The sequence below is a fragment of the Caballeronia sp. LZ024 genome, assembly GCF_031451455.1.
Classification (GTDB): domain Bacteria; phylum Pseudomonadota; class Gammaproteobacteria; order Burkholderiales; family Burkholderiaceae; genus Caballeronia; species Caballeronia telluris.
In genome coordinates this window covers 1-21325 of record NZ_JARUXL010000011.1, presented here as the reverse complement: position 1 = coordinate 21325, position 21325 = coordinate 1, and the positions used below count along the sequence as shown (strand labels likewise).

22 protein-coding genes and 4 pseudogenes are annotated in these 21325 nt (G+C 61.4%); 17 read left to right on the top strand and 9 right to left on the bottom strand.

What is annotated here, in order from left to right; all coding sequences use genetic code 11:
- From QCE48_RS30990 to QCE48_RS30960, 7 genes and pseudogenes are all read left to right on the top strand, one after another.
- Positions 1–1447, top strand: a 1447-nt coding sequence (locus QCE48_RS30990) for an ATP-binding protein (RefSeq protein ID WP_309794431.1), incomplete at its 5' end; no start/stop codon positions are given.
- Between the two features lie 674 nt (positions 1448–2121).
- Positions 2122–2571, top strand: coding sequence for a DUF2231 domain-containing protein (locus QCE48_RS30985; protein ID WP_309788692.1), 450 nt, complete (start codon positions 2122–2124; stop codon positions 2569–2571).
- Complete coding sequence (locus QCE48_RS30980; protein ID WP_309788968.1) at positions 2564–3877, top strand: sorbosone dehydrogenase family protein; 1314 nt, start codon at positions 2564–2566, stop codon at positions 3875–3877. The genes QCE48_RS30985 and QCE48_RS30980 overlap by 8 nt, the downstream gene beginning before the upstream one ends.
- Before the next feature lie 1168 nt (positions 3878–5045).
- Positions 5046–5739: pseudogene (locus QCE48_RS30975) on the top strand (serine hydrolase domain-containing protein).
- A gap of 194 nt (positions 5740–5933) precedes the next feature.
- On the top strand, positions 5934–6161 hold the full coding sequence (locus QCE48_RS30970) for a hypothetical protein (RefSeq protein ID WP_309788693.1): 228 nt from the start codon (positions 5934–5936) through the stop codon (positions 6159–6161).
- A complete protein-coding gene (locus QCE48_RS30965) occupies positions 6158–6436 on the top strand; it encodes a hypothetical protein (RefSeq protein WP_309788694.1) in 279 nt (92 codons plus the stop codon). The genes QCE48_RS30970 and QCE48_RS30965 overlap by 4 nt, the downstream gene beginning before the upstream one ends.
- A gap of 80 nt (positions 6437–6516) precedes the next feature.
- Entirely contained in the window at positions 6517–6726 is a 210-nt protein-coding gene (locus QCE48_RS30960; RefSeq protein ID WP_309788695.1) for a hypothetical protein, read from the top strand.
- A gap of 320 nt (positions 6727–7046) precedes the next feature.
- Here QCE48_RS30960 and QCE48_RS30955 read toward each other — a convergent pair whose 3' ends face one another.
- The 5 genes and pseudogenes from QCE48_RS30955 to QCE48_RS32030 all read right to left on the bottom strand — a co-directional run.
- Positions 7047–7496: a hypothetical protein gene (locus QCE48_RS30955; RefSeq protein WP_309788994.1), complete on the bottom strand. Its 450-nt coding sequence runs from the start codon at positions 7494–7496 to the stop codon at positions 7047–7049.
- 208 nt (positions 7497–7704) lie between these two features.
- Positions 7705–7866: pseudogene (locus tag QCE48_RS30950) on the bottom strand (MFS transporter); the annotation flags it as partial.
- Positions 7793–8185, bottom strand: coding sequence for an MFS transporter (locus tag QCE48_RS30945; RefSeq protein ID WP_309788696.1), 393 nt, complete (start codon positions 8183–8185; stop codon positions 7793–7795). The pseudogene QCE48_RS30950 and the gene QCE48_RS30945, both read right to left, overlap by 74 nt.
- Positions 8186–8215: 30 nt before the next feature.
- Positions 8216–8731 (bottom strand): KUP/HAK/KT family potassium transporter, encoded by a 516-nt coding sequence (locus QCE48_RS32035; protein WP_404983517.1) that lies wholly within the window; start codon positions 8729–8731, stop codon positions 8216–8218.
- Positions 8717–9472 (bottom strand): annotated as a pseudogene (locus tag QCE48_RS32030) (KUP/HAK/KT family potassium transporter); the annotation flags it as partial. The gene QCE48_RS32035 and the pseudogene QCE48_RS32030, both read right to left, overlap by 15 nt.
- A gap of 247 nt (positions 9473–9719) precedes the next feature.
- Here QCE48_RS32030 and QCE48_RS30935 point away from each other — a divergent pair.
- Positions 9720–11714 carry a protein-L-isoaspartate(D-aspartate) O-methyltransferase gene (locus QCE48_RS30935; protein ID WP_309788698.1) on the top strand — a complete coding sequence of 665 codons (1995 nt, stop codon included), beginning with the start codon at positions 9720–9722 and terminating at the stop codon, positions 11712–11714.
- A gap of 764 nt (positions 11715–12478) precedes the next feature.
- Here QCE48_RS30935 and QCE48_RS30930 read toward each other — a convergent pair.
- Positions 12479–12826, bottom strand: coding sequence for a hypothetical protein (locus QCE48_RS30930; protein ID WP_309788699.1), 348 nt, complete (start codon positions 12824–12826; stop codon positions 12479–12481).
- A 183-nt stretch (positions 12827–13009) separates the two neighbouring features.
- On the opposite strand from QCE48_RS30930, the gene QCE48_RS30925 reads away from it, so the two are divergent.
- Positions 13010–13246 (top strand): hypothetical protein, encoded by a 237-nt coding sequence (locus QCE48_RS30925; RefSeq protein WP_309788700.1) that lies wholly within the window; start codon positions 13010–13012, stop codon positions 13244–13246.
- A 39-nt stretch (positions 13247–13285) separates the two neighbouring features.
- Here the strand turns inward: QCE48_RS30925 and QCE48_RS30920 are convergent.
- Positions 13286–13803, bottom strand: a pseudogene (locus tag QCE48_RS30920) (DUF4142 domain-containing protein).
- 89 nt (positions 13804–13892) lie between these two features.
- A complete protein-coding gene (locus QCE48_RS30915; RefSeq protein ID WP_309788702.1) occupies positions 13893–14210 on the bottom strand; it encodes a four-helix bundle copper-binding protein in 318 nt (105 codons plus the stop codon).
- Positions 14211–14286: 76 nt separating this feature from the next.
- Here QCE48_RS30915 and QCE48_RS30910 point away from each other — a divergent pair, with 76 nt between their 5' ends.
- Genes QCE48_RS30910 through QCE48_RS30900 form a run of 3 tightly spaced genes read left to right on the top strand, consistent with a single transcriptional unit; the run spans position 14287 to position 17520 of the window.
- Complete coding sequence (locus tag QCE48_RS30910; RefSeq protein WP_309788704.1) at positions 14287–15294, top strand: alpha/beta hydrolase; 1008 nt, start codon at positions 14287–14289, stop codon at positions 15292–15294.
- The gene (locus tag QCE48_RS30905) at positions 15291–16688 is read left to right on the top strand and encodes a hypothetical protein (protein ID WP_309788706.1); all 1398 of its coding nucleotides are present in this window, start codon (positions 15291–15293) and stop codon (positions 16686–16688) included. Before QCE48_RS30910 ends, QCE48_RS30905 begins: the two co-directional genes overlap by 4 nt.
- Before the next feature lie 7 nt (positions 16689–16695).
- Positions 16696–17520, top strand: a complete 825-nt coding sequence (locus QCE48_RS30900) for an alpha/beta hydrolase (RefSeq protein ID WP_309788708.1) — start codon at positions 16696–16698, stop codon at positions 17518–17520.
- A 109-nt stretch (positions 17521–17629) separates the two neighbouring features.
- Here the strand turns inward: QCE48_RS30900 and QCE48_RS30895 are convergent, their stop codons facing one another.
- Complete coding sequence (locus tag QCE48_RS30895; protein ID WP_309788709.1) at positions 17630–17965, bottom strand: DEAD/DEAH box helicase; 336 nt, start codon at positions 17963–17965, stop codon at positions 17630–17632.
- A gap of 92 nt (positions 17966–18057) precedes the next feature.
- Between QCE48_RS30895 and QCE48_RS30890 the strand changes: the two genes are divergently transcribed.
- The 5 genes from QCE48_RS30890 (at position 18058) to QCE48_RS30870 (ending at position 21207) form a co-directional block, all read left to right on the top strand.
- On the top strand, positions 18058–18498 hold the full coding sequence (locus QCE48_RS30890) for an antitoxin Xre-like helix-turn-helix domain-containing protein (RefSeq protein WP_309788710.1): 441 nt from the start codon (positions 18058–18060) through the stop codon (positions 18496–18498).
- Positions 18495–18974 carry an RES family NAD+ phosphorylase gene (locus tag QCE48_RS30885; protein ID WP_309788712.1) on the top strand — a complete coding sequence of 160 codons (480 nt, stop codon included), beginning with the start codon at positions 18495–18497 and terminating at the stop codon, positions 18972–18974. The genes QCE48_RS30890 and QCE48_RS30885 overlap by 4 nt, the downstream gene beginning before the upstream one ends.
- A gap of 982 nt (positions 18975–19956) precedes the next feature.
- Positions 19957–20226 carry a ribbon-helix-helix protein, CopG family gene (locus tag QCE48_RS30880; RefSeq protein ID WP_309788713.1) on the top strand — a complete coding sequence of 90 codons (270 nt, stop codon included), beginning with the start codon at positions 19957–19959 and terminating at the stop codon, positions 20224–20226.
- Positions 20223–20546: a type II toxin-antitoxin system RelE/ParE family toxin gene (locus QCE48_RS30875; protein WP_404983448.1), complete on the top strand. Its 324-nt coding sequence runs from the start codon at positions 20223–20225 to the stop codon at positions 20544–20546. Before QCE48_RS30880 ends, QCE48_RS30875 begins: the two co-directional genes overlap by 4 nt.
- A 235-nt stretch (positions 20547–20781) precedes the next feature.
- Positions 20782–21207 carry a hypothetical protein gene (locus tag QCE48_RS30870; protein ID WP_309788716.1) on the top strand — a complete coding sequence of 142 codons (426 nt, stop codon included), beginning with the start codon at positions 20782–20784 and terminating at the stop codon, positions 21205–21207.
- Positions 21208–21325 lie beyond the last annotated feature (118 nt).

The window sequence follows — 21325 nt, the reverse complement described above, 5'->3', positions numbered from 1 at the left end:
TTATACCGAGGACGAAGTGCTGGGGAAGAACATCGACATCATCTACGCCCCCGATGACAAAATTAGCGCAGTGCGCGAACGCGAACTCGCTTCGGAGGATACCAGTGCCGATGACGAACGCTGGCACATCGCCAAGGACGGCCGGAGGGTTTATATGAGCGGCGTGGTGACGCGTATCGAAGACCCATCGTTCAGCGGATATGCCAAGATCGGCCGGGATCTCACCGAACGGAAACGCCGCGAGGAAGCCACGCATTTGAAGCTCCGCTTGGCCCAGACGGTGCGCGAGCGCGCCGTGAGTTCGAATCGAATGAAGGACCGCTTTCTCGCCATCCTTTCGCATGAGCTCAAGCATCCGCTTAACCTGATCCATGTGAAAGCCGAGATGCTGCCGCGCATCCCGCGAGCACGCGACATTTCAGAAGTCCGTGAGGCCGCCGAGGCAATCACCCGGGCAGCGGTGAGTCAGGCGAAGATCATCGACGACCTGCTGGACTTGTCGCGCATTCGTACCGGAAAACTTGCATTGCAGACGACGAAAACCGACGCTGCCCGGGTGCTCGCGCGCATCGTCGAAGCTTGCGCAGCGGACGCGCATACTCGCGGCATCGCGCTGTCGCACAGCGGATTTGAACAGCCGGTCTTCGTCATGGCAGACCCGATACGGCTGGACCAGGTGATCTGGAATCTGGTCAGCAACGCGTTCAAGTTCACGCCCTCGGGCGGGGAAGTCTCAATCGCCTTGAAGGAAGACGGGCCCGGCCTGAGAATTGACGTCACCGATACCGGCGATGGCATCGATGGCGATCTTCTCCCTCACGTCTTCGATATGTTCCGTCAAGGCAGTGCCGAGCCAAGACGTGCGAAGGGCGGCCTCGGTATAGGACTGGCGCTCGTCAAACAATTGGTCGAAATGCACGGCGGCAAGGTCAGTGCTCACTCGGACGGTCAAGGTCACGGAACCCGCGTCTCGTTATGGTTTCCCCGCTGCTCGGTCACGGCGACTCCGGATGTCCTGTCCGGATCACCCAGGACGGCGCTTCGCGATATGCGGATCCTCGTGGTCGATGACGACGCCGAAACGGCGAATGCCTTTGGCATGTTGCTCAAATCCGAAGGCGCAGTGGTTACGACAGCGTATAACGCAGAGCAAGGCCTGGCCGAGTTGCAGAAGGCGCCGTTCGACCTGCTCATTTCCGACGTCGGCATGGCGGGCATGGACGGGTACGAGTTCATCGCCGCGGTTCGACAGATTCCAGCGCTTTCGTCGTTGCCGGCGATCGCGCTCACAGGCTACAGCACCAGGGATGAGCACGATGCGGCCCTGTCAGCCGGATTTAACGCGCATTTGAGCAAGCCCGTTTCGCTTCAGGCACTGTACGAACAAATCAAGGCCGTTGGCTCTTTCGGCGCCTCACAAAAACCTCCAAACGCCCGTGAGTCATGACCGCAGCTGAGATTTTGGGAGTCTCATGATCTTCTACCATCGTGGGACGGCTATCCAAACTTCGGTTACGCAAGCTGGAAACACGTTCATAGCCCGTGCAGCCATTCTCGAAGAAGATGGCGAAGAGACTTCGCTAGGTAATCTAGGCGCCTTTGCTAGCCGTGAATGCGCTTTGCAGTTCGCTGCCATGTGCGCAACTGCATTCGTCGAAGGAGGTTCAATACCGCTTGCTCCTTTCGAATTGCCATCGAAATCGTAATCGACAGCGCACTCCCCCGACACTGTGATTCGCCCCGACTGGTTTGGTTAGCTCGGGAGCTGTGCGTTATCAAGGCCCGGACGCCTTCGCACCGTCCGATGCTTCGATCTTGCTGCCGCTCGCGCTCATGCTGTCATTGCCTGCGTCATGCGCCTTTTTGCAACCCGCAACGCCAAAGGCAAGCAGCGCGATCAGAAACCCGGTACGTGTCCAGTTGACCATATGCCCACCACCGTCAGCTTAGAGTCTTCTTCCCACCAGCAAATGTGCCCCACGATGCACTCGCAACGGCCGACAGCTAAACGAAGGACTCGGGCATGCATTGTGCAAGAGGCGCTATATACGCGGTTTCGGACCGGCCGTCTCTCGAAGTGACGTCCTGTCCTCATTGCGCTCATTTGAGGAAGCGAACTCCATGTCGACTACCACGGCCGGTTCAACGCGTTTATCGGTAATCGCTCATGCGGTCTTTCAGTGGCTCGATCCCATCCCTTACGGACTGTTCGTTGGTGCGCTGATTTTCGACATCACCTACGCGACCGCCCGCAACGTGTTCTGGGGAAAAAGCGCTGCATGGCTCCTCACGGCCGGTCTTATGATCGCCATCATTCCGCGCTTGCTTAATCTAGGTCACGTGTGGTTCCAGCGGCGTCGGCCGATCTCAAGAGCCGAACGAATCGAATTCTGGCTCACGCTCTTTGGCATCATCGCGGCGATCGTCAACGCGTTCGTGCATAGCCGCGATGCTTATGCAATGGTCCCGGAGAACGTGATTCTTTCCGTCGTCACCGTGCTGTTGATGAGCATCGGTCACATTGCGATCGCAATCGACAGGCTCAACGTGCTGGAGGCGGCTCATGAATAGGTTCCTGGTGAGCAGCGCCTTGGCGATCTCCGTCGCAGCGCTGATGAGCGGATGCAACGAACACGCACAGTACGATGCAGCGCATCAGGCTGGAGCCAATCCGCCTTTGCCGACGGCACGAGACTTCTTCGCCCCGCCGATGCAAGTGCCGAAATATCTCGGTTGGCAGAACGGTGCGGCGCCCAAGGTGGCCGATGGTCTGAGAATCGAAAAGATTGCGTCCGGTCTCGTCCATCCGCGTCAGGTCTATGCGCTACCGAATGGCGACATTCTCGTCGCGGAGTCCAACAGCCCGAATGAGGAGGCCGTAACCACACCCAAGCAGCTCATTGCCGGGCTGATTGAAAGCAAGTCCGGTAAAAAGGCTAAAGGGGCCAATCGAATCACGCTGCTCAGGAAGAAGGGAAGCGGCGAATGGGAACGGAGCGTGTTCATCGACAACCTGCATTCGCCGTTCGGTATGCAACTCATCGGTGACACGCTTTATGTCGCCGATACCGACGCAATCTTGAAGTTTCCGTACAAGACGGGTGAAACGAGCATCACCGAACGTGGCGTCGAGTTGGCCGATCTCCCCGACACGATCAATCATCACTGGACCAAAGCTCTGCTGGCGAGCGCCGACGGCAAGAAGTTGTATGTCGGCGTTGGCTCGAACAGCAATGTCGGCGAGAACGGGCTGGAAGTCGAGTACCGACGCGCGGACGTGCTCGAAGTCGACACATCGACCGGCGCAAGCCGCATCTATGCAGCGGGCATTCGCAATCCAACCGGGCTGCAGTGGGAGCCCAAAACCGGACAATTGTGGGCGATCGCGAACGAGCGGGACGAAATCGGACCGGATCTTGTTCCCGACTATCTGACGTCCGTGAAGGAGAACGCCTTCTATGGCTGGCCATACAGCTATTACGGCCAGCATGTTGATCCACGTGCGCAGCCGCAACGCCCCGATCTGGTCGCGAAGGCGATCCCGCCCGACTTCGCCATTGGCTCTCACGTCGCGCCGCTCGGACTGACGTTCTACACCGGCAACAATCTACCAGCGCAGTATCGTGGCGGCGCTTTCATCGGAGAGCATGGAAGCTGGGATCGTTCGCCGCTGAGCGGTTACATGGTTGCCTATGTCGCGTTCCAGAACGGCAAGCCCGTCGGCGCGCCGAAGGCCGTGGTGACCGGCTTCGCATCTGACGACGAAAAGCGACTGTACGGCGCGCCCGTAGGCGTCGCGCAGGACCGCGACGGCGGACTCGTGATCGCCGACGATGTGGGCAATACGGTGTGGCGCGTGACCGGTGCAGGTAGCTAAAGACGCCCGCTCGTATTGAGCACACACCATCCGGCCTCTTCGGTCAACGCGTTGGTTGACGCACTCGCTGGCTTTGGTCTGTGCCTCTGGCTGCTCGAGGGAGCCGTCTGTTGCATTTCGGTCAGGGATCGAATAGTTCATGCCGAATTTACAAGGCGCGGAAAACGAAACGCAAAGACGTTGGGTGCTTGTCTGGCCCGGAGATTGCAGGCCTGCACACATGCAAGTATCGGCGTCGGTCTGGTGCTTATGAGCACCGTGCTATTTTCGGTGCGCGAGATAAAATCGCTGCTCGTTGGCGAGTCGGCACACCACCATACTCGCGCCGATATGGACGAATGGTTGCGGAAACGTCGAGAGATTCGCAGTGTCGTCAGTCTTGCGTGCGAAAACGGGCGGACGATCTTTGTTGTCGCGGTTCTGGCCGAACTCGAACCTCACGATTCGGCAAGTGAACCGGGGCAAAGTATTAGCCGCATCGAAAAGTCGCTCAAGAGCAGGTCCTTGCCATGTTAGACGGAAAGCGCCCCTTTTGCATCCTTGCGAAGTGCAACGACGTTTCCCATACTTGGCTTGCCCGGCCGATAGGCTGCGGTTGCTGGCCTCCCCTCCTCGTAGGCCACCTCGATCCCATCGCTTGATGGGATCTCTTTTTTTTCGATCTCGATCTCGATTCGAGTGTTCCGCATCCGGGACGGTTGACTAACCCTTGCCGCCGTATGGATGCGAGCACGGAACAGTCTTTGCTCGCCGATCGGTGCTGACCGGCGGAGCCCGGCAATCTCCTTTGGATCTGAACGCACTCCGCCTGAGAAGCTGGGATTCTTCGGCGTTCGCGGGCTCGGGATTACGGAGTCTCGACCTTCTCGGGAAGATGAAGCCGGACCGCGCGATGCGCCAAATACCCGGATGCGACTGAGGCAACAATGAAAAAAAACCATGCAAGTCTCGTTACGCTAGGCGATAAGCTCGCACAGAGTGCCGATGGCATTCGTGCGTTTGTCGTCGTCCGCGATGGTCGCATCGTATTCGAATACTGCCGGCACGACGTTCGACCGTCCGACCTGCAACAGATCAATTCGGTGACGAAGAGCGTCGTGGGGATGCTGGTGGGCATTGCGCTGCGCGTCGGCGCGCTTCGCGACTGCGGCAGACCATCGGCGATTTTTTGCCCGAAGCACGCTTGCGAGGCGTCGACGAGCGTGTGCACGGCATCACCATCGAGCAGTTACTGACGATGACCTCTGGCTTCGAATGGGACGAGCGTGCGGTGGACGACTGTCTGCTCGGCAAGTGTTCTCGGTTCGGCGGGGAGCGGTTGCGCTTCATTCTCAGCAGGCCGCTCGCGTATCGGCCCGGCACGCAGTTCAACTACGATTCCCACGCCGCTCATCTTCTTTCGATTGTCCTGGCGCGCGCGACCGGCCGCGCGCTCGACCGCTTCGCGCGGGAAGCGCTCTTCGGACCCGCTCGGAATCGAACACTTCGAATGGACAGTCGATGAAGAAGGGCATGCGTTCGCGGGTCGTGGGCTGTCGCTTGCCACGCGCGACATGGCGAAGCTTGGCTTGATCATGTTGTCGGGCGGCGAGTGGCAAGGCGAGCGCCTGCTCGACGAGCCGTACGCGCATGAGGCCGCGATGCTGCACAGCGCGGGCGGCTGGCCCGTGGACAATGCGCGCTATGGGTATCTGTGGTGGGTCGAGCCACGCGGCTATTTCGCAACGGGCTTCGGTGAACAGTTCGTTTTCGTCGTTCCCAAGGAAGGAATCGTTGCGGCCGTGAGTTCGGACAACGGCAAGGCACCGAAGCACGTACGCAGGTTGTTCGGCGAATTCGTGCGCGGCGCGCTTGCGGTCTAGCAGCCGTCCCCCGTCGTGCGGCAGTGGTCTACGACGAGCATTCATGCGCGGCACGATAAACGCGCTGCGTCCGATAATGTCCAAGCCAAGAATCGCAAGCCCGCATCGACAGGTCCGACGTTTGCTGCGCTCGATGCAAGAGCGTTCGGTTCAATGTGACCTGCGCATCACTTCACGCCCCGAGGGAGCCCACCATGCAACACGATCCCGATCCGTCGAGCACGACCAAGCACGTACCTCATGCCACCGCCGACGACATGGACGAACCCGTCGGCCGCACCGAGACGCCCGCTCCGCCTGCGGCCGAGACGAAGCAGACGCAACTTGATCAGCGCGAAAAGCGCACGCACGAGGCATCGGAGAACGAATTGCCGTCGACGCAGGAAAAAAACCGTGTGCCACCGGGCACCACCAAGCCGTGATTCCGTGGCAGCTGCTGGTAGCCGCCGCATTGATTGTCGGGATTGTCTGCTATGCGCACTATGAGATCCCGAGCTTCACCCGTGGAGCGGGTATGCGGCGCACGGCGCATCTCGTACTGGTAGTAGTCGGGCTTGCTTTTGGCGCAATGGCCGCCTACACCCTGATCCTGCCGATGCCTGCCTGGCTCGTGCTACTGCTCGGATTCGGCACGGTTCACGTACCCGCCGCCGCCATCCTTGGGCTCAAGAGGCTGCGCGGTTCGGGAATGTCTTAAGCGCCGCCCGCACCCCCGCTCATTAGCAAGATGGTCGGCTCACCATGTATCCCGCATTTCCCTCACAGAGTAACCACACGATGCCAACTGAAACCTACGTTCGAAACGGACACACCGTTAATATCACCGTGGACCCCGATCCGACGGGACAGTGCACCTGGTCCTACACGATCGACGCGGACGGCTTCACGGAAATGCGCGATCGGCCACTGGAAAGCTTCGAGGCGGCGATCGAAGCCGCGAAGACTCACGCGAATGCGAAGGCGGACGCTACGCCACCCGACAGGTAGGCGCTGCATTCCGGTCCAGGCGCCTTTTAGCGGACACGCTCTGCGGCGACCGGTCCGGCGGATCCCCGATGGGAGTCGTGCCGTCGGGCGGAACACGAACTGGATCGCCATCGGGCGGCAAAGGCGAATTCAGGTCCACATCCGGCGTTGGTATGTGCATTCGCTGAGCCGCGATAAAGGCGCAAGAAGGTAGGTTCATCGTGATCTCCGGTCTTTTGTCGGTTGGTACAACATTGCATTCCGCGTGCCGCGGTTTCCGTCAGGGAAATAGCGTCGACGAATCCACCTCGGTCATTTTCCCGAGTTCCTTGCTGCGCATGTCACAGCTCCCGAGCGTGATGAACGCCACCGGATAGCCGTACAAATGCGCGAGCGACCCGCCAAGGATCGGAACTGACGCACGCACCCGCCGCCGCCACGCCGTCGACCGCGCCCTTCCCCAGGCTCACGCGGCCGCTTCCGTGCAGCAAATGCACTACGAGCGCGGGCAAAGCCACGCTTTGCAGCCCTGCGCCAAGGCAATCGAAAACCTGCACGGGGACAATGCCCCATGAAGGCGTGACCCACGCTGCTGTAATCGCGCGCCGCGTCGCAAGCGTCGCGAGGATGATCCACCAGAAGCCCCATCTGCGGATCGCGCGGCTTGCGCGGCTCGCGCAGGCCGCCACGGCAAACATGACCAACTGAGCAATGACGATGTTGGCGGCCGTGACACGGCTGGGAGCGGCCGCGCGCATCGACGCCACGGCGAGGCTGTAGAGAGGCAGCATCGCGAATTGCCGACATTGAACGCCGCGAGCGTGGCGGCCAGCACGACGAGCGGACAGCTGCGCAAAAAGTGCGCATCGCGTCGGCATGGATTTCGGTGGTGTCGTCCGAATCGTCCCTCACGATGCCGCTCGCGAAATGCCGATGCACCGAATGCGGCGGAATCCACAGCACCGCGAGCATGCATCCCACGCCAAACGCCGCGCTCAAACCGAAAACGTCTGAAATGCCGAGCCACGCGCCGAGCCAGCCCGAAAGTAACGCAGCCGCGATATTGCCGGCATGATTCGATACCTGATTACAGCCATACTGCCGATCGAAATTCTGCCGGCCGACGATCCCGAGCGTGAGCCCAGCGAGCGCGGGACCCATCGTCGCACCGCCGATCGCCGTGGCGACCTGCGCGAGCGTCACGGGCCAAAACCGTCGACATCCAGATGATGCCCGCCGAGACGATGCTCAGTGCGCTCGCGCCCGCGACGACGGCGCGCCGGCAGGAGGTCGCATCGACCAGTGCGCCCGCCTGCATCGTGACGAGCTTACCGACGATGCCGCCGATGGTCAGTACCGCGCCGATCCGGTCCGCCGTCCAGCCGTGCGCCTGCAGATAGATGCCGAGAAACGGTCCAACGCCCGCCTGCACGTCCGCCGCGACAAAGCTCACGACGAGCAGCGCAACGGTGGGCTTCACGTGATGTAGCGAATTCAACATAGGTTTGATCTACAGCGAGACTTGAACGCCGAGCTCGACGACGTCTTCGCTTCGAAGCCCATAGTATTCCGCGCTGGGCGCCGAATGGAACGACATCTCGCCGAAGAACCTCTCGCGCCAGCGCGCCATCTGGCCGTGCGAGCAGCCCGGCAACGCCTCGTCGCGGGGCAGGAAAAAGGTCGTGTGCTTCGGATCGAAATGCCAGTCGCCGAGTCGCCCATCGAGCGATGCGCGCAGGCGCGGCAGCCTCGGCCGCTCGACGAAGCCATGACGAGACATCACCTCGAAGCAATTCGCCCCGAGATCGCGCACTTCGATGCGCGCAAGCTCGTCCACGCGTGGTGCCGACTCCGAGCGATTCGCGAACACGACCACCGTTCGATGCAGCACGCGATTATGGCGCACGTCGCTCGTGAGCGCGGGCGGCTCCGCGCTTTGCAGCGTATCGCGCAGAAAATCCGCGAGCGGCTCTGCGTGCGAGGCGTGCCGCTCGGCAAGTTCGAGCCCCCGGCGCCGGGTCGCCATCAACACGAACAGTGCGACGCCCATTGCGACCGGAAACCAGCCGCCTTGCGGAACCTTGTGGACGTTCGCCGCGACCAGCAGCGCATCGATGACGAAGAGCGGCCCGCTCGCCGCCGCGATGGCTAGCCACGGCCAGCGCCAGACATTGCGCGACAGGCTCACCATCTGCACCGTCGTGACCAGCATGGTGAGACCGACCGCGATACCGTACGCCGAAGTCAGACGTTCCGAGCTTCGATACGTCAGCACGAGAAGGAGTACCGCGGCGAACAGCAGCGCGTTCACGTCGGGCACATATACCTGGCCGCGCTGCGACGCCGACGTCTCGACCGCCCGCAAGCGCGGCAGAAAGCCGAGATCGATGGCCTGGCTGGTCATCGAGAACGCGCCCGATATCACGGCCTGCGATGCGATCACCGTCGCGAGCAGCGCCAGCAGCACGGCGGTATGAGCGCCCAGGAAGGCGCCGGGTAGAAGAACGGTCGCTTCGCCGAGCCCGGCTGAAATAGGATCGTCGCGGCTTGTCCGAAGTACCCGATGATGATCGCCGGAAACACGCCACGCGCGCCGGATCGCTCGTGTGCCGAAGTGGCCGATGTCTGCATACAGCGCTTCGGCGCCCGTCAGGGCAAGGATGACGGCGCCGAGAATGGCGAACGAGGCCTGCCTGTGCGCGCACGAGTTCCCATGCCATAGGCGCGTCCAGCGTACCGGCCTCGCTCCCGCTCTTCGTGAGCGCATAGATCGGGCTCGTACCGATGTCGCCGAAGACGACGCCGGGGCGCGCCTAGCACGAGGCCCGGCAAGCGCTTGCTGGTGCGTTTGTCGTCGTCGCCAGCATCGTTCGGGTTCACAGTCATCCAATGCATGCGTCCCTTGTTCCCAGTGCCGAATCGTAAGCGAAAAGCCATTCCGCATCGGCGCGTGTCGCGCATATTGGGCCCGTCGCTTGCTGGCGTTTCAAGATCTGGCATTTGAGGGAAGAATCATGGATGCGTTCGCACAAGCCCGGAAAAAAATGGTCGAACGCCAGTTGAAAGGCCGCGGCATCACCAACGCGCGCGTGCTCGACTGCATGGGCAAAATTCCGCGCGAAGCCTTCGTCGCGCCGGCGCTTGAAGAGTTCGCCTACGAGGACAGTCCTCTGCCCATCGCTGCGAATCAGACCATCTCGCAGCCCTATATCGTGGCGTTGATGTTCGAGGCTGCCGATGTCCAGCCGAACGATCGTGTGCTCGATATCGGTACGGGCTCGGGGTATGCGGCGGCCGTCGGCGCCTGTCTCGCGGCGCGCGTGGAAACTGTAGAACGTCACGCCGATCTCGCCGACGAAGCACGCGCGGTGCTGAGCAAACTCGGCGTGACGAATGTCACCGTGCGTTGTGCGGACGGCACGGTTGGATTGCCGGACCACACTCCGTTCGATGCGATTCTCGCGGCAGCGGGCGGCCCTGGCGTGCCCGCTGCCTGGCGCGAGCAACTGAAGATCGGTGGAAGGCTCATCATGCCGGTCGGCGACGCGCGCGAGTCGCAGCGCCTCATCAAAACCACGCGTATCGGCGAACAAGAATTCCACGAGGAAGACCTAGGCGGCGTGATGTTCGTGCCGTTGATCGGAACGCATGGCTGGAACGAGGAGCCGGATGTTCGAGCCGATCCGCCCGAATCGGCGACACCCGCGCCACGCTCGTTATCCGATCTGATACCCACATCGGCCGTGCGTTTGCCCGCGCTGGATTCGCCCGATTTCGCACATGCGTTCGATCGCTTCGCAAAAAAGCGCGTCGTGCTGCTCGGCGAAGCGAGCCACGGTACGGCGGAGTTCTACGAAGCGCGCGCCGCAATCACACGACGCCTGATCGAGCAGCACGGGTTCAGCTTCGTCGCTGTCGAAGCCGACTGGCCCGATGCCGCGATCATCGATGAACACGTGCGCGCGCGCACGCCCGCCCGGCCGGGCGCACGGCCTTTCAAACGCTTTCCCACCTGGATGTGGCGCAACGAAGAATTCGCCGCTTTCGTCGCGTGGCTGCGGCAGCACAATGCCGCACTATCGGCCGACAAGCGCACCGCCTTCTATGGCCTCGATCTCTACAGCCTTTCAGAGTCGATCGCCGCGGTGCTCGCCTATCTCGACGCGCACGATCCCGAAGCGGCGAGCATCGCCCGCGAGCGCTACGGATGCCTGACGCCGTGGCAGAAAAATCCTGCGGTCTACGGACGCGCCGCGCGGCAGGCGGGCTTCGGCAAATGCGAACAGGCCGTCATCGCGCAGTTGCGAGATCTACTGGAAAAGCGCCTCGAAACACCCGCGAGCGATCCTGGCCTGCTCGATGCGACGCATAACGCACGGCTCATCGCGTCGGCGGAACAATACTACCGCGCGATGTACAGTGGCGCCGCCGAGAGCTGGAACCTGCGCGACACACACATGTTCGAGACGCTGCGATGCCTGCTCGACGCCTCGGGACCAGACACACGAGCCGTTGTCTGGGCGCACAACTCGCATCTCGGCGATGCGTCAGCCACGGAAATGGGTCGCATGCGTGATGAGCTCAACGTGGGGCAACTGGTTCGCGAGCGCTTCGGGGACGATTCGGCGCTGATCGGCTTCGGCACGCACACGGGAACCGTCGCGGCGGCGTCCGACTGGGACGAGCCCATGCAGGTCATGCGGGTCCTTCCGTCGCGCGAAGACAGCTACGAGCGGCAGTTCCACCTTGCGGGCGTGAGTCCTTGCTTCGTCGATCTCCGGCCAGGTTGCGACGATGCGCTTCGCGAGGCGTTGCGAGAGGAGCGGCTCGAACGCTTCATCGGCGTGATCTATCGGCCCGACACCGAGCTTTATAGCCATTACGCCGAAGCTGAACTGCCCGCGCAGTTCGACGCGTTCGTCTGGTTCGACACGACGCGCGCCGTCCAGGCGATCGAGGCATCGGGAGATAGGCGCGAAACGCCGGAGACTTTTCCGTTCGGGGTTTGATCGTAACCGCGGACGCTCAGAACGAACAAACGACCGCGCTGGCTAAGAGCGAAGCGCGCAATTGCATCCGCAAGCATTGGATTACGGACAGAGTCCAAACGGTCTCGCGCAATGCACCATGAGCCCCTGAGAAGGAAGTTGCGTGCGGAGCGGCCGTCGATATTCCCGCATCAGCCAAGGCGACGATCATGTATTTACCCCGCGTCGATTTCATCGGACCGGACGCTGTTCCCGCTGCTGCGATGGCAGTCGTCACGGATTATAGGGGCAGGATTTTTTCCATAAAAGCGCTTAATTTCGTTGAATCGAAGTCTGCGCGCCGCCTTTCATCGGACCGCCGCCGGCCACATGGATCGCATTCGCGATCATGACCGTGTCCAGCCGTGACGCGGCGCGGGCTTTGGGGAATAGACCTCCCACGAGTCGCTGCGTAGATCGTAAGCTTCGATCTGCCCGACGCCGCGACGCGTGCCGTCGCTACCCATGCAGAAGAACTTGCCGCGCCAGACGGGCCGCCGTGTCCCGAATGCGGCGTGGGTATAGGGGCGCGCTCCTCCCACTAATTCGCTTTCTGATCGTCACCGTCGTAATGCCGGTGTTGAAATCGAAGGTGCGTGGATCGTGCGCCACGTGCTAGTCATTCGAGCGCTTATCGCGACCGCCTACCGCGTGAATCAGGTCCTTCGCGGCCATCTCGAAAATGGGGCACCGCGCGAGCCGCGCGACAGACGACGGATCACGTGCCAGCGGTCGTCAGCCACCACCTACGCACAGCAGTCTCGAGTCGCAATGCGGTTCTGTTCGACGAACCCGCCGAATGCGTAAAACACACCGTCTTCGGCTGCTACACGGATGTGGTTGGCGCCTCGCCGAATCAATGCCGCGTGGAGCCATGCCCCGCGATGGATCGAAGACGAGATGGTACGCACGGGCAACCTGCCCCGAGCCATAACCGCCGACGCGTGCATGCGATCGACTTCCGCTAACGTCCATGCCATTTCCTGCGCGGCAGGGGCAGTGGCGGAGCGCTCGTCCAGCGGCCGGGATGTACCGCAGGCGGCGCCGGCGATGGTGTCGGGGCGATCGGGCGCCGCGTCGTCGGGCCAGTTCATCGGCAGCGGTCCTCAGTTCCTTTGCAAGCGGCAGACAACGCCCCGACGGGCGATGTCATCGTTCAAGCGCTGTTCGCATGGAAGGTCGACCACGCACTCGGGATGTTAGGCTTGATGGGCGAATCTGAACCGTGGGGGTGGCGCATTCGATCTCTATATCGTCCGTTTCGCCGGTGCGCCGGAATGGCGATCAAGACGCAACTTGGCGGCAGGATCGCCATCTGCGGTGTATCTGTACGTCCAGTGGCCGCAGGTCATGCATTTGCATTGGTCGCGAATCATGACCGGCTGAGACGCACGCCGAGAAAGCCGGCGCCGAACGGTGCAAGATTCGGATGGCGCGGCCAACTCGATGGCGCACCGTTCAGTTCGTCGCAAGCTTTGCAGGCGCGTATCGTCTTCTCCCCGGGGTTGGTTTGACGCCGCGCAGGTGGGACCGCTGCGTGCTACGCGTTCAAATCACTGAACGCCTCTCTTTGCAGCTAGCGCCTGCGCCATCTTCAGATGTTCCTGGATCTCGGCAACGCCTTTCCCGCGGCGTTCTTCAAGCCACGTTCTGGCCGTTTTTTGCTTCCTTCTGGAAGCCTTCGACCGCTTTCTGATGCCCCTCTACGCCGACGCTCTTGATATACGCGTTATCGAACACCTTGCCCTTGAGACCCTTCAGCGAATCCAGAACGGCCGTATCCAAGTTGTCCTTGGGAACTGCCACGCCGTGCGGCGCCGCCATCTTCAATTCAAGCGTCAGCTTAGTGTGATCGACCATCATGATGCGCGAAGTTCTGCACATCCTTGTCCTGCGATTGCTTGGTGGCAAGCTTCGCTGCATCGATTTCGGTCGAACCGGACATGGACGCCGCCTGCACGAATTCTTTGTCTTGAGGTGGCAGGTCGTTCGCCATGGTCGTGCTCGCCGCCTGCGCCTGCGCGAAGGCAGGCAATATGGCTAAGGCAAGCGTCATCGGCAAGGCAAGCATTTTCGTTTCATTGGATTTCCTCCAGTTGATAAGTTGATAAGGCTGGGAGCAATGCATGCCGCATCCGATATCGTCTAGGGCGCGCCTGTTCAAAGCGCCCGGCACGCCTCGGCGCACACGCGGCAGGCATCACTGCATGCCTGACAGTGATCGGCCGGATGCCGGCCGCATTCGTCCGCGCAGGCGTCGCAAATGCGCGCGCACAGATCGCAGAAGTCACGCATGAACTGCGAATCTCGAGCGAGCGCTTCTGACGCGAAGCGGCATAACGCAGCGCAGTCAAGATCGAGCCGTATGCACTTCTCCATCTCGGGGAGATTCCCCTCCGCGATACATGATGACGCGCAGTGTTGGCATGCGGCCGCGCATCGATCCAGCGCGGCCATACAGTCGAGGTATTGGCTCATGTCGGCTTCCTTTCTGTCGTGAAGGTCAATCAAATCGAGAGGGTCTTTTTATATTTTCAGCAAGCGTCGGACCCGCGTGACACGTCGCGACCGCGCGGGATGGCGGATGATGCGGCGGCTCGGCCAGCCGGGCATGCCGCGTGCTTCCGCGTCCAACATTCCGCTCGGACTCGCATCGGGACGCATGAAACGCGCACGATTGAACACGCTTCTTTTGAGCACGGGTATCGCCGCAGGCGTGGGTGTGGCCTGGCTCGCGACCGAATGGGTGCGCCTGCGACGCATCCCAGCCCTCAGCCCGGAAAGCAAGCGCAACGGCATTCGTGGTGAGTATCTGAACGCCGGCCCTTATCGCATCTTCTCGCGCGTCACAGGCGATGCCGAGCCTCATGTGGTACTGCTTCACGGCCTCGTCATTTCCAGCCGCTACATGGAACCCCTGGCACTTGCCCTCTCGCGCGATTTCCGTGTCCACGCGCCGGACTTGCCCGGTTTCGGCGAAAGCCGCACACGCCGCACAGCGCTCTCCATCCGTGAACTTGCCGATGCACTGCATCTCTGGCTCAAAGCAAGCGGTATCGAGCGCGCATCGTTCGTGGGAAATTCATTTGGCTGTCAGATCCTCACAGACTTCGCGATGCGCTATCCGCACGCGGTCGATCGGCTCGTCTTGCAAGGACCGACAGTCGACCGCCGCGCGCGTCATCTGCTCACACAGATCCTGCGTGATCGTCGCAACGGCAGGCTGGAACAGGCGCGCTCGGCGGCGTCGATCGGCCGCATCGATTATGCGAAGGCGGGGCTCATCCGCGCTTTTTCGACGATGCGCGCGCTGATCGACGACCGCATCGAGGACCGGCTTCTGTACGTCGAAGCGCCGACGCTCGTAGTTGCCGGCACGCGCGATCCAGTAGCGCCGCTCGACTGGGCGCGCGAAGTGGCGGAGCGCTTGCCGCACGGCGCTTTGCTCGCCATCGACGGCGGCACGCACACGCTCAACTATGTGTATCCGTACAGCTTCGCGCTCGCGATCCGGCCGTTTCTGCGGGGCGGCCAGTCCATCGACGAAGCACGCCGATCATGAACAAGCCGCCACGGGGCATCGCCCGCTTCGATTCGGCCGCTGGCATGGCGCAGGCGCTCGCATTCTGCCTGCGCAGCCAGCCGTTCGACAGCCCGAGCCAGTCGCCGCTGCTCGACGCTGCGATGCCCGCGATCAACCTGCTGCCCAAGCGACCCCGGGAATGGGCCTATTCGATTGGCGGTATGACCGAAGGCATCACGACGCGGCAGGCGCGGCAGCTCGATGTCGAAGGCATCGCGGAATGGCTTGCGGGTCTCTACCCGGACCGCCGCTATGACGCGGCGTTCATTGGTTCGTCGAACGGTGCGCTGATGCACATGGCCGCCGCGCTCGGCGCACCCTGGCTGCCGCAGACTTTCCTGTGTCCCGTGCGAGCGCCCTTCAGCGATCCCGACGACCCGATGCGCGGCTTCGAAGAAGGCAGTGCGACGACCGCGGCGCTGCTCGAAGCGGACCCGCGCATCGCCGTGCATCACATGCAGGACCCTAACCAGGACCGCCTCATGCTCGGCGCCATGAGCTACTTCCGGCTCAAGCATCGCGCCTTGCCGCTTGCCTACCGCGAGTTCCTGCTGCGCAACCTCGCGCCGGGCGCGACGCTCCACGTCAGCCATTGCACACGTGCATGGCCCGTCACGCGCACAAGCGCGCGATCGTTCTATCAGTTCGGCGCAACGGGCGGCGCAACCGAGGACGAATATCTGAAGGGCGGTCCGCGCGTTGTGGAATATCTCGCGCGATATGGCATCGACCGCTCGCGCTGGGAGCCACCCGCGCCCACCGAATTCGCACCCGAAGCGGAATGGGGCTACGACGATGCGCTCACCGCCGACATTCACGCCTTGGCCCGCGAGATGAACTGGCGCGTCGTCGAATTGGTTTTTTGCGAACCGGAGTCGTTCAGCTTCGTGTGCGCGGCAGCCTATCGCGAGTGGTATGCGCAGCATGGCATCGAAGCGCGACGGCTCGTCGTCGATTCGTTCCTGCTGATGGACCCTTACACGACACTACGTCTTCACGCCCTGCCTTTCTGGCTCGTCTTCTGCACCCAGCCTTCCGCCAATACGCTGCGCCAGTTCCTCGATTCGCAGCCCTCGTTCGATGAAATCGACCTGATGCTGTTCTCGCACGGCACGGAAAGTATCGGCATGACACGGATCGATGAATGGAAAGCGTTGCTTGGCCGTGCGTCGCGCGAGGGACGCTTTCTGGGCGTCGATACGAAACGTTATCCGCGCGACTTCGCGACATTTGTGCGCTTCGATCAGGCGCTCCGGGAACTCGGCCCGCTGCGGAACCCGCCTGCGCCGATGACGCTCGCGCAATTCGAATCCGCGCTGCGCGAACACGGGCCGAAGCACGGCGTGAGCATGACAACCCATCCGCGCGGATAGGTTCGTCATGCGCGAGTTTCTACTGGTGATCGTGCTCGGCGTCGGCATATCGTATGCGTGCATGCTGGCCGCCCTCTTCTGGCTGCAAGGCCGCCTCGTCTATCCGCTCGAACGTCTGCGGCGGCGTCCCTTCGACACAACGGACGACCTTCTGGGCGACGTCACCGTTTACACCGACGACGGCCTCGCACTGAGCGGCCGCTATCGCGCGTCCTCGCGCGAAGATGCGCCCACCGTGATCCTCTTTCACGGCAACGGCGACGACATCGGCATGCGCGCACACATCGCGCATGATCTCGTGGCTGCGGGCTACGGCGTCTTTCAGGCGGAATACCGGGGCTATGGCGGAAATCCCGGCACGCCGCATGAAGCCGGGCTCTATCTCGATGCACGCGCGGCCTACGCATTCGTCGCCGGGCGCGCCCGCTCGATCGTGCTGCATGGCTATTCGCTCGGCTCGGGTGTCGCTACACAACTCGCACTCGAAGCGCGCGTCGATGCGCTCGTGCTGGAGTCGCCTTTCACGAGCATTGTCGATGTCGCCGTGCAACGCTTTCCGCTCTTTCCGGTGCGCCGCCTGGCGCGCGACCGTTACGACAACCTCTCGAAGATTGCGGCAGTCAGTGCGCCGCTCCTGATCTACGGTGGTGCGAACGACCGCGTCGTGCCGCCGAGGCATTTTTCCCGGCTGCATGACGCCGCGCGGCAACCCAAGCGACTTGCGCTCATCCAGGATGCGGATCACATCGACGTCTGGAACGCCGGTGGCGACCTCCATGTCCTTCAGTTCCTGCGCGAAGTGGAATGCGGGTTAGGTACGGCTTGCCATTAGCGCCTCGATGTACATCGTTGCTCGCCTCTCATTCCCGAATCTGAAACGCTTGCTGGCATGTCGAGTGCTTCGACGTATTCAAACGTCACTGCGACCTCGAGTCTGGGCTTCAGAGAGGTGAAACCACGTCGAAAGCAGATGCGCCAGCGGCCGAAGCCGCCGTGTCTCGGGCGGGCCGAAAGTCGTGGCCCCATTGAATAATGCAATGCGCTTCATCGACCACGACAAGCGATACGGCCGGCACTTCATCGCGAGCGAACGACGCCGTGAACTCCGCGTTGACGAGCCGCTCCGGCGTGACGAACAGAATGCGTATCGCGCCATTCGCCAGGGATTGCATGGCCTCTTGCTCTTCGCTCGCCGACAGTCTGCTGTTGATGACCGCTGTGGCGACGCCGGCGTCTTTCAGCTTGCGATTAACTGTAAAAATTTTGGCTGGGACCATTCACGCGCCGGTATCTCGTTTTCGCTAAGCTAAGTTTCGGCGGCCGACTCGCCATTTTGGTATAAACTGGAGGCCAAATGGCAGGAGGTATTATGAACGCCGTCGAAAAAATTTCCGCTGATTCATTGCTGGGCGGTCGATCCGTTTTGCCGCAGGCGCCCCGATCCGGACTGGAATGGGTCGAAATCGTCCGCCACGGCCTATCCTCACAGGCGCTTGACTCGATTCTCAAATCAATCGGACTCTCGCAGTCGGAGCTGGCGCAGGCGCTCGACATTCCCGAGCGCACCTTGGCACGGCGCAAGCGCGAAGGAGTCTTTAGCCGCGAGGAGTCCGCCAAGCTGCTCAGACTCGCGCGTGTCGCGGCGCGCGCCGCGGAAGTGTTCGACGACCTTGACCTGGCAATCGGTTGGCTCAAGTCGCCGGTGGCCGCGTTTGGGGATGTCACGCCGCTCAGTCTTATCGATACGGACGTTGGTGCCCATAGCGTGATGGATACGCTTGGGCGCATTGAACATGGTGTCTTCGCGTGACGGTGATCGCATGGCGTGTAGTAACGGAACGGTATGCGGATAGTGCGTTTTCGGGCGAAGGCGCGCGACTCCACGGCGGTCGTTGGAACCCTAAGGGTGTCGCGATCGTCTATACCGCACAGACACAGTCGCTTGCCCTGCTGGAAATGCTCGTACAGGACTCGCCGCTGCGTGCCCGCTATGTAATGATCCCGGCCCGGATTCCTGAGACCATCGTCGAGCGCGTCGATTCCGCAAGCTTGCCACGCGATTGGAGGGACTTCGGCGCGAGGGACGAGTTGCAACGGATCGGCGCGATGTGGGCGCAAAACCAGACAAGCGCGGTGCTTGCGGTGCCCAGTGCGGTAGTTCCTGCTGAAACGAACTACCTTATCAACCTCAATCATCCAGACTTCGCGCATATCGAGACAGGTGCGCGTGATGAATGGGAAACGGACCCGCGGTCGTTGCGTCGTGCCGCCGCGAGCGATTCGTGACGCACTTCTGCACTGGATCTTAGGCAACACCTCGTCAATATCGAACGGTGAATCCGGTTCGCTAGCAAGCCACCTACTTCGCGGGACGGCCCTTAGCGCTGACTTCCTAGTCGTGCGATACCGCGCTAAACCGAAGACATGCTCAGCCGAGAAGAGACGGGATTTTCGGGCCATTCTTCTCTCGGGCGACTTCAATGCCCGCCTCGACGACCATTCGACGGATCGAGTCGACTGTGCTTGCGACGGCCTGCGCCTTAAATGGGTTACCGGTCATGGGTCTTTCTGGTTCTAACTCGACGCAGTGTCACAAGGACCGTCTGGATTGAAACGTTGACCATGGGCCGCATCTTCTTCTTCGTGCGCGGCCCCTCTGGACGGGACGTAGATGCCCTCCCCCAATTTTACCCATTAAACTCATGCGTGATAATACGAATCACCATTGAAGCGGGGCGGTGGGGGCGCATGCGGGTTCGAATGCCGCCAATTCCGCTCTGGTGCGACAGCCGCTGCCAGGCGCACCCTTGCATCGGAAACTTGACTTTGAGCCGGGTTGGTTAGGCTTTGACGTTAGGGCGATGATTTAAAAAAGGACTAAAAACCCGCCCGGAAATGCCCGCATGATACGCGACGTTGAACCGAAACAACGGAGAGACGCTGTTCGGTTGTGCCGAGAAGATCGTTCCCGGTGCGAGGATCACATGAAACAAGCAAGCCTTATCAGGCGCGCCTAACGTCACATGCAGATTCGTCGCACTAGTTGACTAATAGCGATTATCGCACGACCGTTCGATTAAGGGAGGTTGCGTCCTAGGGATTGTTTTTCCAGGGAAATCGTTGGAATTCGGTACTTGCCACTGAAATCGATGAGTTTCCCCGGGGAAACTCACAACGGCCAGATACAGCTCCGGCAATATTCCTCCCGCATCTCCGTCGTCCTATTGCTCTACAATAGAGCCTATTGGAATGCGTTGGGAGATGCGAAATGGCCATTGAGACGCGAACTTTGACGGCACAAGTTCCCGTGGAGCTCGCTCAGGAAGTAGATGCGTTGTCCGAGCGTCTTGAGCGGCCCCGCCAGTGGATCATCAAAAAAGCGCTGGTCCAGTTTCTTACTCGCGAGGCAGAGAAGCGACGCCTGATTCAGGAGGGTCTGGATGACGTCACCGCGGGCCGCCTGATCTCGATGGACGAAGCTCGCGCATGGGCAAATAGCCTGGGCGCGGACAACGAACTGCCGGTACCGAAGGCGTGAGCGTAAAGGTCCTCCCAACCAGCAAAGCGATGTCCGATTTGAGCGCGATCGCGGCGCATGTGAGGAAATACAACGACGCCGCCATCGCGCGCAAGGTCGTCAATGCGCTGCTCGACGAGGCAGAGCGCCTGGGGCAGGACCGTTTTCATCGTATCGGGCAAGAACTAGACGGCTACGATGGACCCCCGGCGCGCGAAGTGCATCGGTGGGTGTGCCTCGCTGGACGCTACGAACTTCACTTCGAAGTCCTGCCGGCCTACGCGCACGAACCTATTGCTATAGCGATCCTTCGTGTCTGGGACACCCGGCAAGACCGGTAAGACCGTGCTCGACCAACTAGTGACGCAACCACAATTCAAAGACTCGTCGAAGGTGCCGCTCTGAGACGGCCTGCGCGTCGATTTGGCACGGAAGCTTGACTTCGGGCGGCATTGGATAGGCTTTTGCGTCAGGGCGATGTGCAAGAAGGACTAAAAACCAGCCCGGGAATGCCGTTATGCACCGGTAGGTTCGGCATCGGGGCCCCCGCCCACCGGCAACGACGACTAGATCCAAATGACGCAACACACGCAGGACACAACCGCCGCATACATGGAACGAGCGCGCGCGCTCACGAGTATGAAAAGGCGGGCCGTCGACGAGATCATCAAGTCAAGAGGCGGTACGCAGATGACCCACGTCGCCGTGCAGCGGAAAGCGGCGACGATCCTTGGCCAATTAGCGGCATCTATCAACGTCCGCGCGGGCGACGCAAGGCATCTCGTCAAGATGTATGAGCGGTTCGAGGAGTTCGAGATGCGCGCCGAGCTTGAGAGCCTGTTCGGTATCGCCGACTTGCAGCTATTGGCCATCGAGACCGATGAAGCGGTCAAGGCTGCCATTCAAATGAAGCGAGCCGATATGAATCTCACAGGCGCAGCGATTACGACGCGCTTGCGAAACCAGCCGCCTAGATCGAGAGAAATCCGGAAAAACAAATGACGATTGACGACGGTACGACGTATGCGTCTCACGTCGGCCGTTCTCCGGGCAGCAGTGAACGGGGGTAATTTGGTTCCCATCAAATGTTTTGATGGGAACCAAAGTGGCCGAGATTGTG

Excerpts from the sequence above, each read along its gene's own strand:
- QCE48_RS30985 (WP_309788692.1), top strand. The coding sequence starts at position 2,122 with ATGTCGACTACCACGGCCGGTTCAACGCGTTTATCGGTAATCGCTCAT.
- QCE48_RS30980 (WP_309788968.1), top strand. The coding sequence starts at position 2,564 with ATGAATAGGTTCCTGGTGAGCAGCGCCTTGGCGATCTCCGTCGCAGCG.
- QCE48_RS30970 (WP_309788693.1), top strand. The coding sequence starts at position 5,934 with ATGCAACACGATCCCGATCCGTCGAGCACGACCAAGCACGTACCTCAT.
- QCE48_RS30960 (WP_309788695.1), top strand. The coding sequence starts at position 6,517 with ATGCCAACTGAAACCTACGTTCGAAACGGACACACCGTTAATATCACC.
- QCE48_RS30955 (WP_309788994.1), bottom strand. The coding sequence starts at position 7,496 with ATGCTGCCTCTCTACAGCCTCGCCGTGGCGTCGATGCGCGCGGCCGCT.
- QCE48_RS32035 (WP_404983517.1), bottom strand. The coding sequence starts at position 8,731 with ATGGCGACCCGGCGCCGGGGGCTCGAACTTGCCGAGCGGCACGCCTCG.
- QCE48_RS30935 (WP_309788698.1), top strand. The coding sequence starts at position 9,720 with ATGGATGCGTTCGCACAAGCCCGGAAAAAAATGGTCGAACGCCAGTTG.
- QCE48_RS30930 (WP_309788699.1), bottom strand. The coding sequence starts at position 12,826 with ATGAACTGGCCCGACGACGCGGCGCCCGATCGCCCCGACACCATCGCC.
- QCE48_RS30925 (WP_309788700.1), top strand. The coding sequence starts at position 13,010 with ATGGCGATCAAGACGCAACTTGGCGGCAGGATCGCCATCTGCGGTGTA.
- QCE48_RS30915 (WP_309788702.1), bottom strand. The coding sequence starts at position 14,210 with ATGAGCCAATACCTCGACTGTATGGCCGCGCTGGATCGATGCGCGGCC.
- QCE48_RS30905 (WP_309788706.1), top strand. The coding sequence starts at position 15,291 with ATGAACAAGCCGCCACGGGGCATCGCCCGCTTCGATTCGGCCGCTGGC.
- QCE48_RS30900 (WP_309788708.1), top strand. The coding sequence starts at position 16,696 with ATGCGCGAGTTTCTACTGGTGATCGTGCTCGGCGTCGGCATATCGTAT.
- QCE48_RS30895 (WP_309788709.1), bottom strand. The coding sequence starts at position 17,965 with ATGGTCCCAGCCAAAATTTTTACAGTTAATCGCAAGCTGAAAGACGCC.
- QCE48_RS30890 (WP_309788710.1), top strand. The coding sequence starts at position 18,058 with ATGAACGCCGTCGAAAAAATTTCCGCTGATTCATTGCTGGGCGGTCGA.
- QCE48_RS30880 (WP_309788713.1), top strand. The coding sequence starts at position 19,957 with ATGGCCATTGAGACGCGAACTTTGACGGCACAAGTTCCCGTGGAGCTC.
- QCE48_RS30870 (WP_309788716.1), top strand. The coding sequence starts at position 20,782 with ATGACGCAACACACGCAGGACACAACCGCCGCATACATGGAACGAGCG.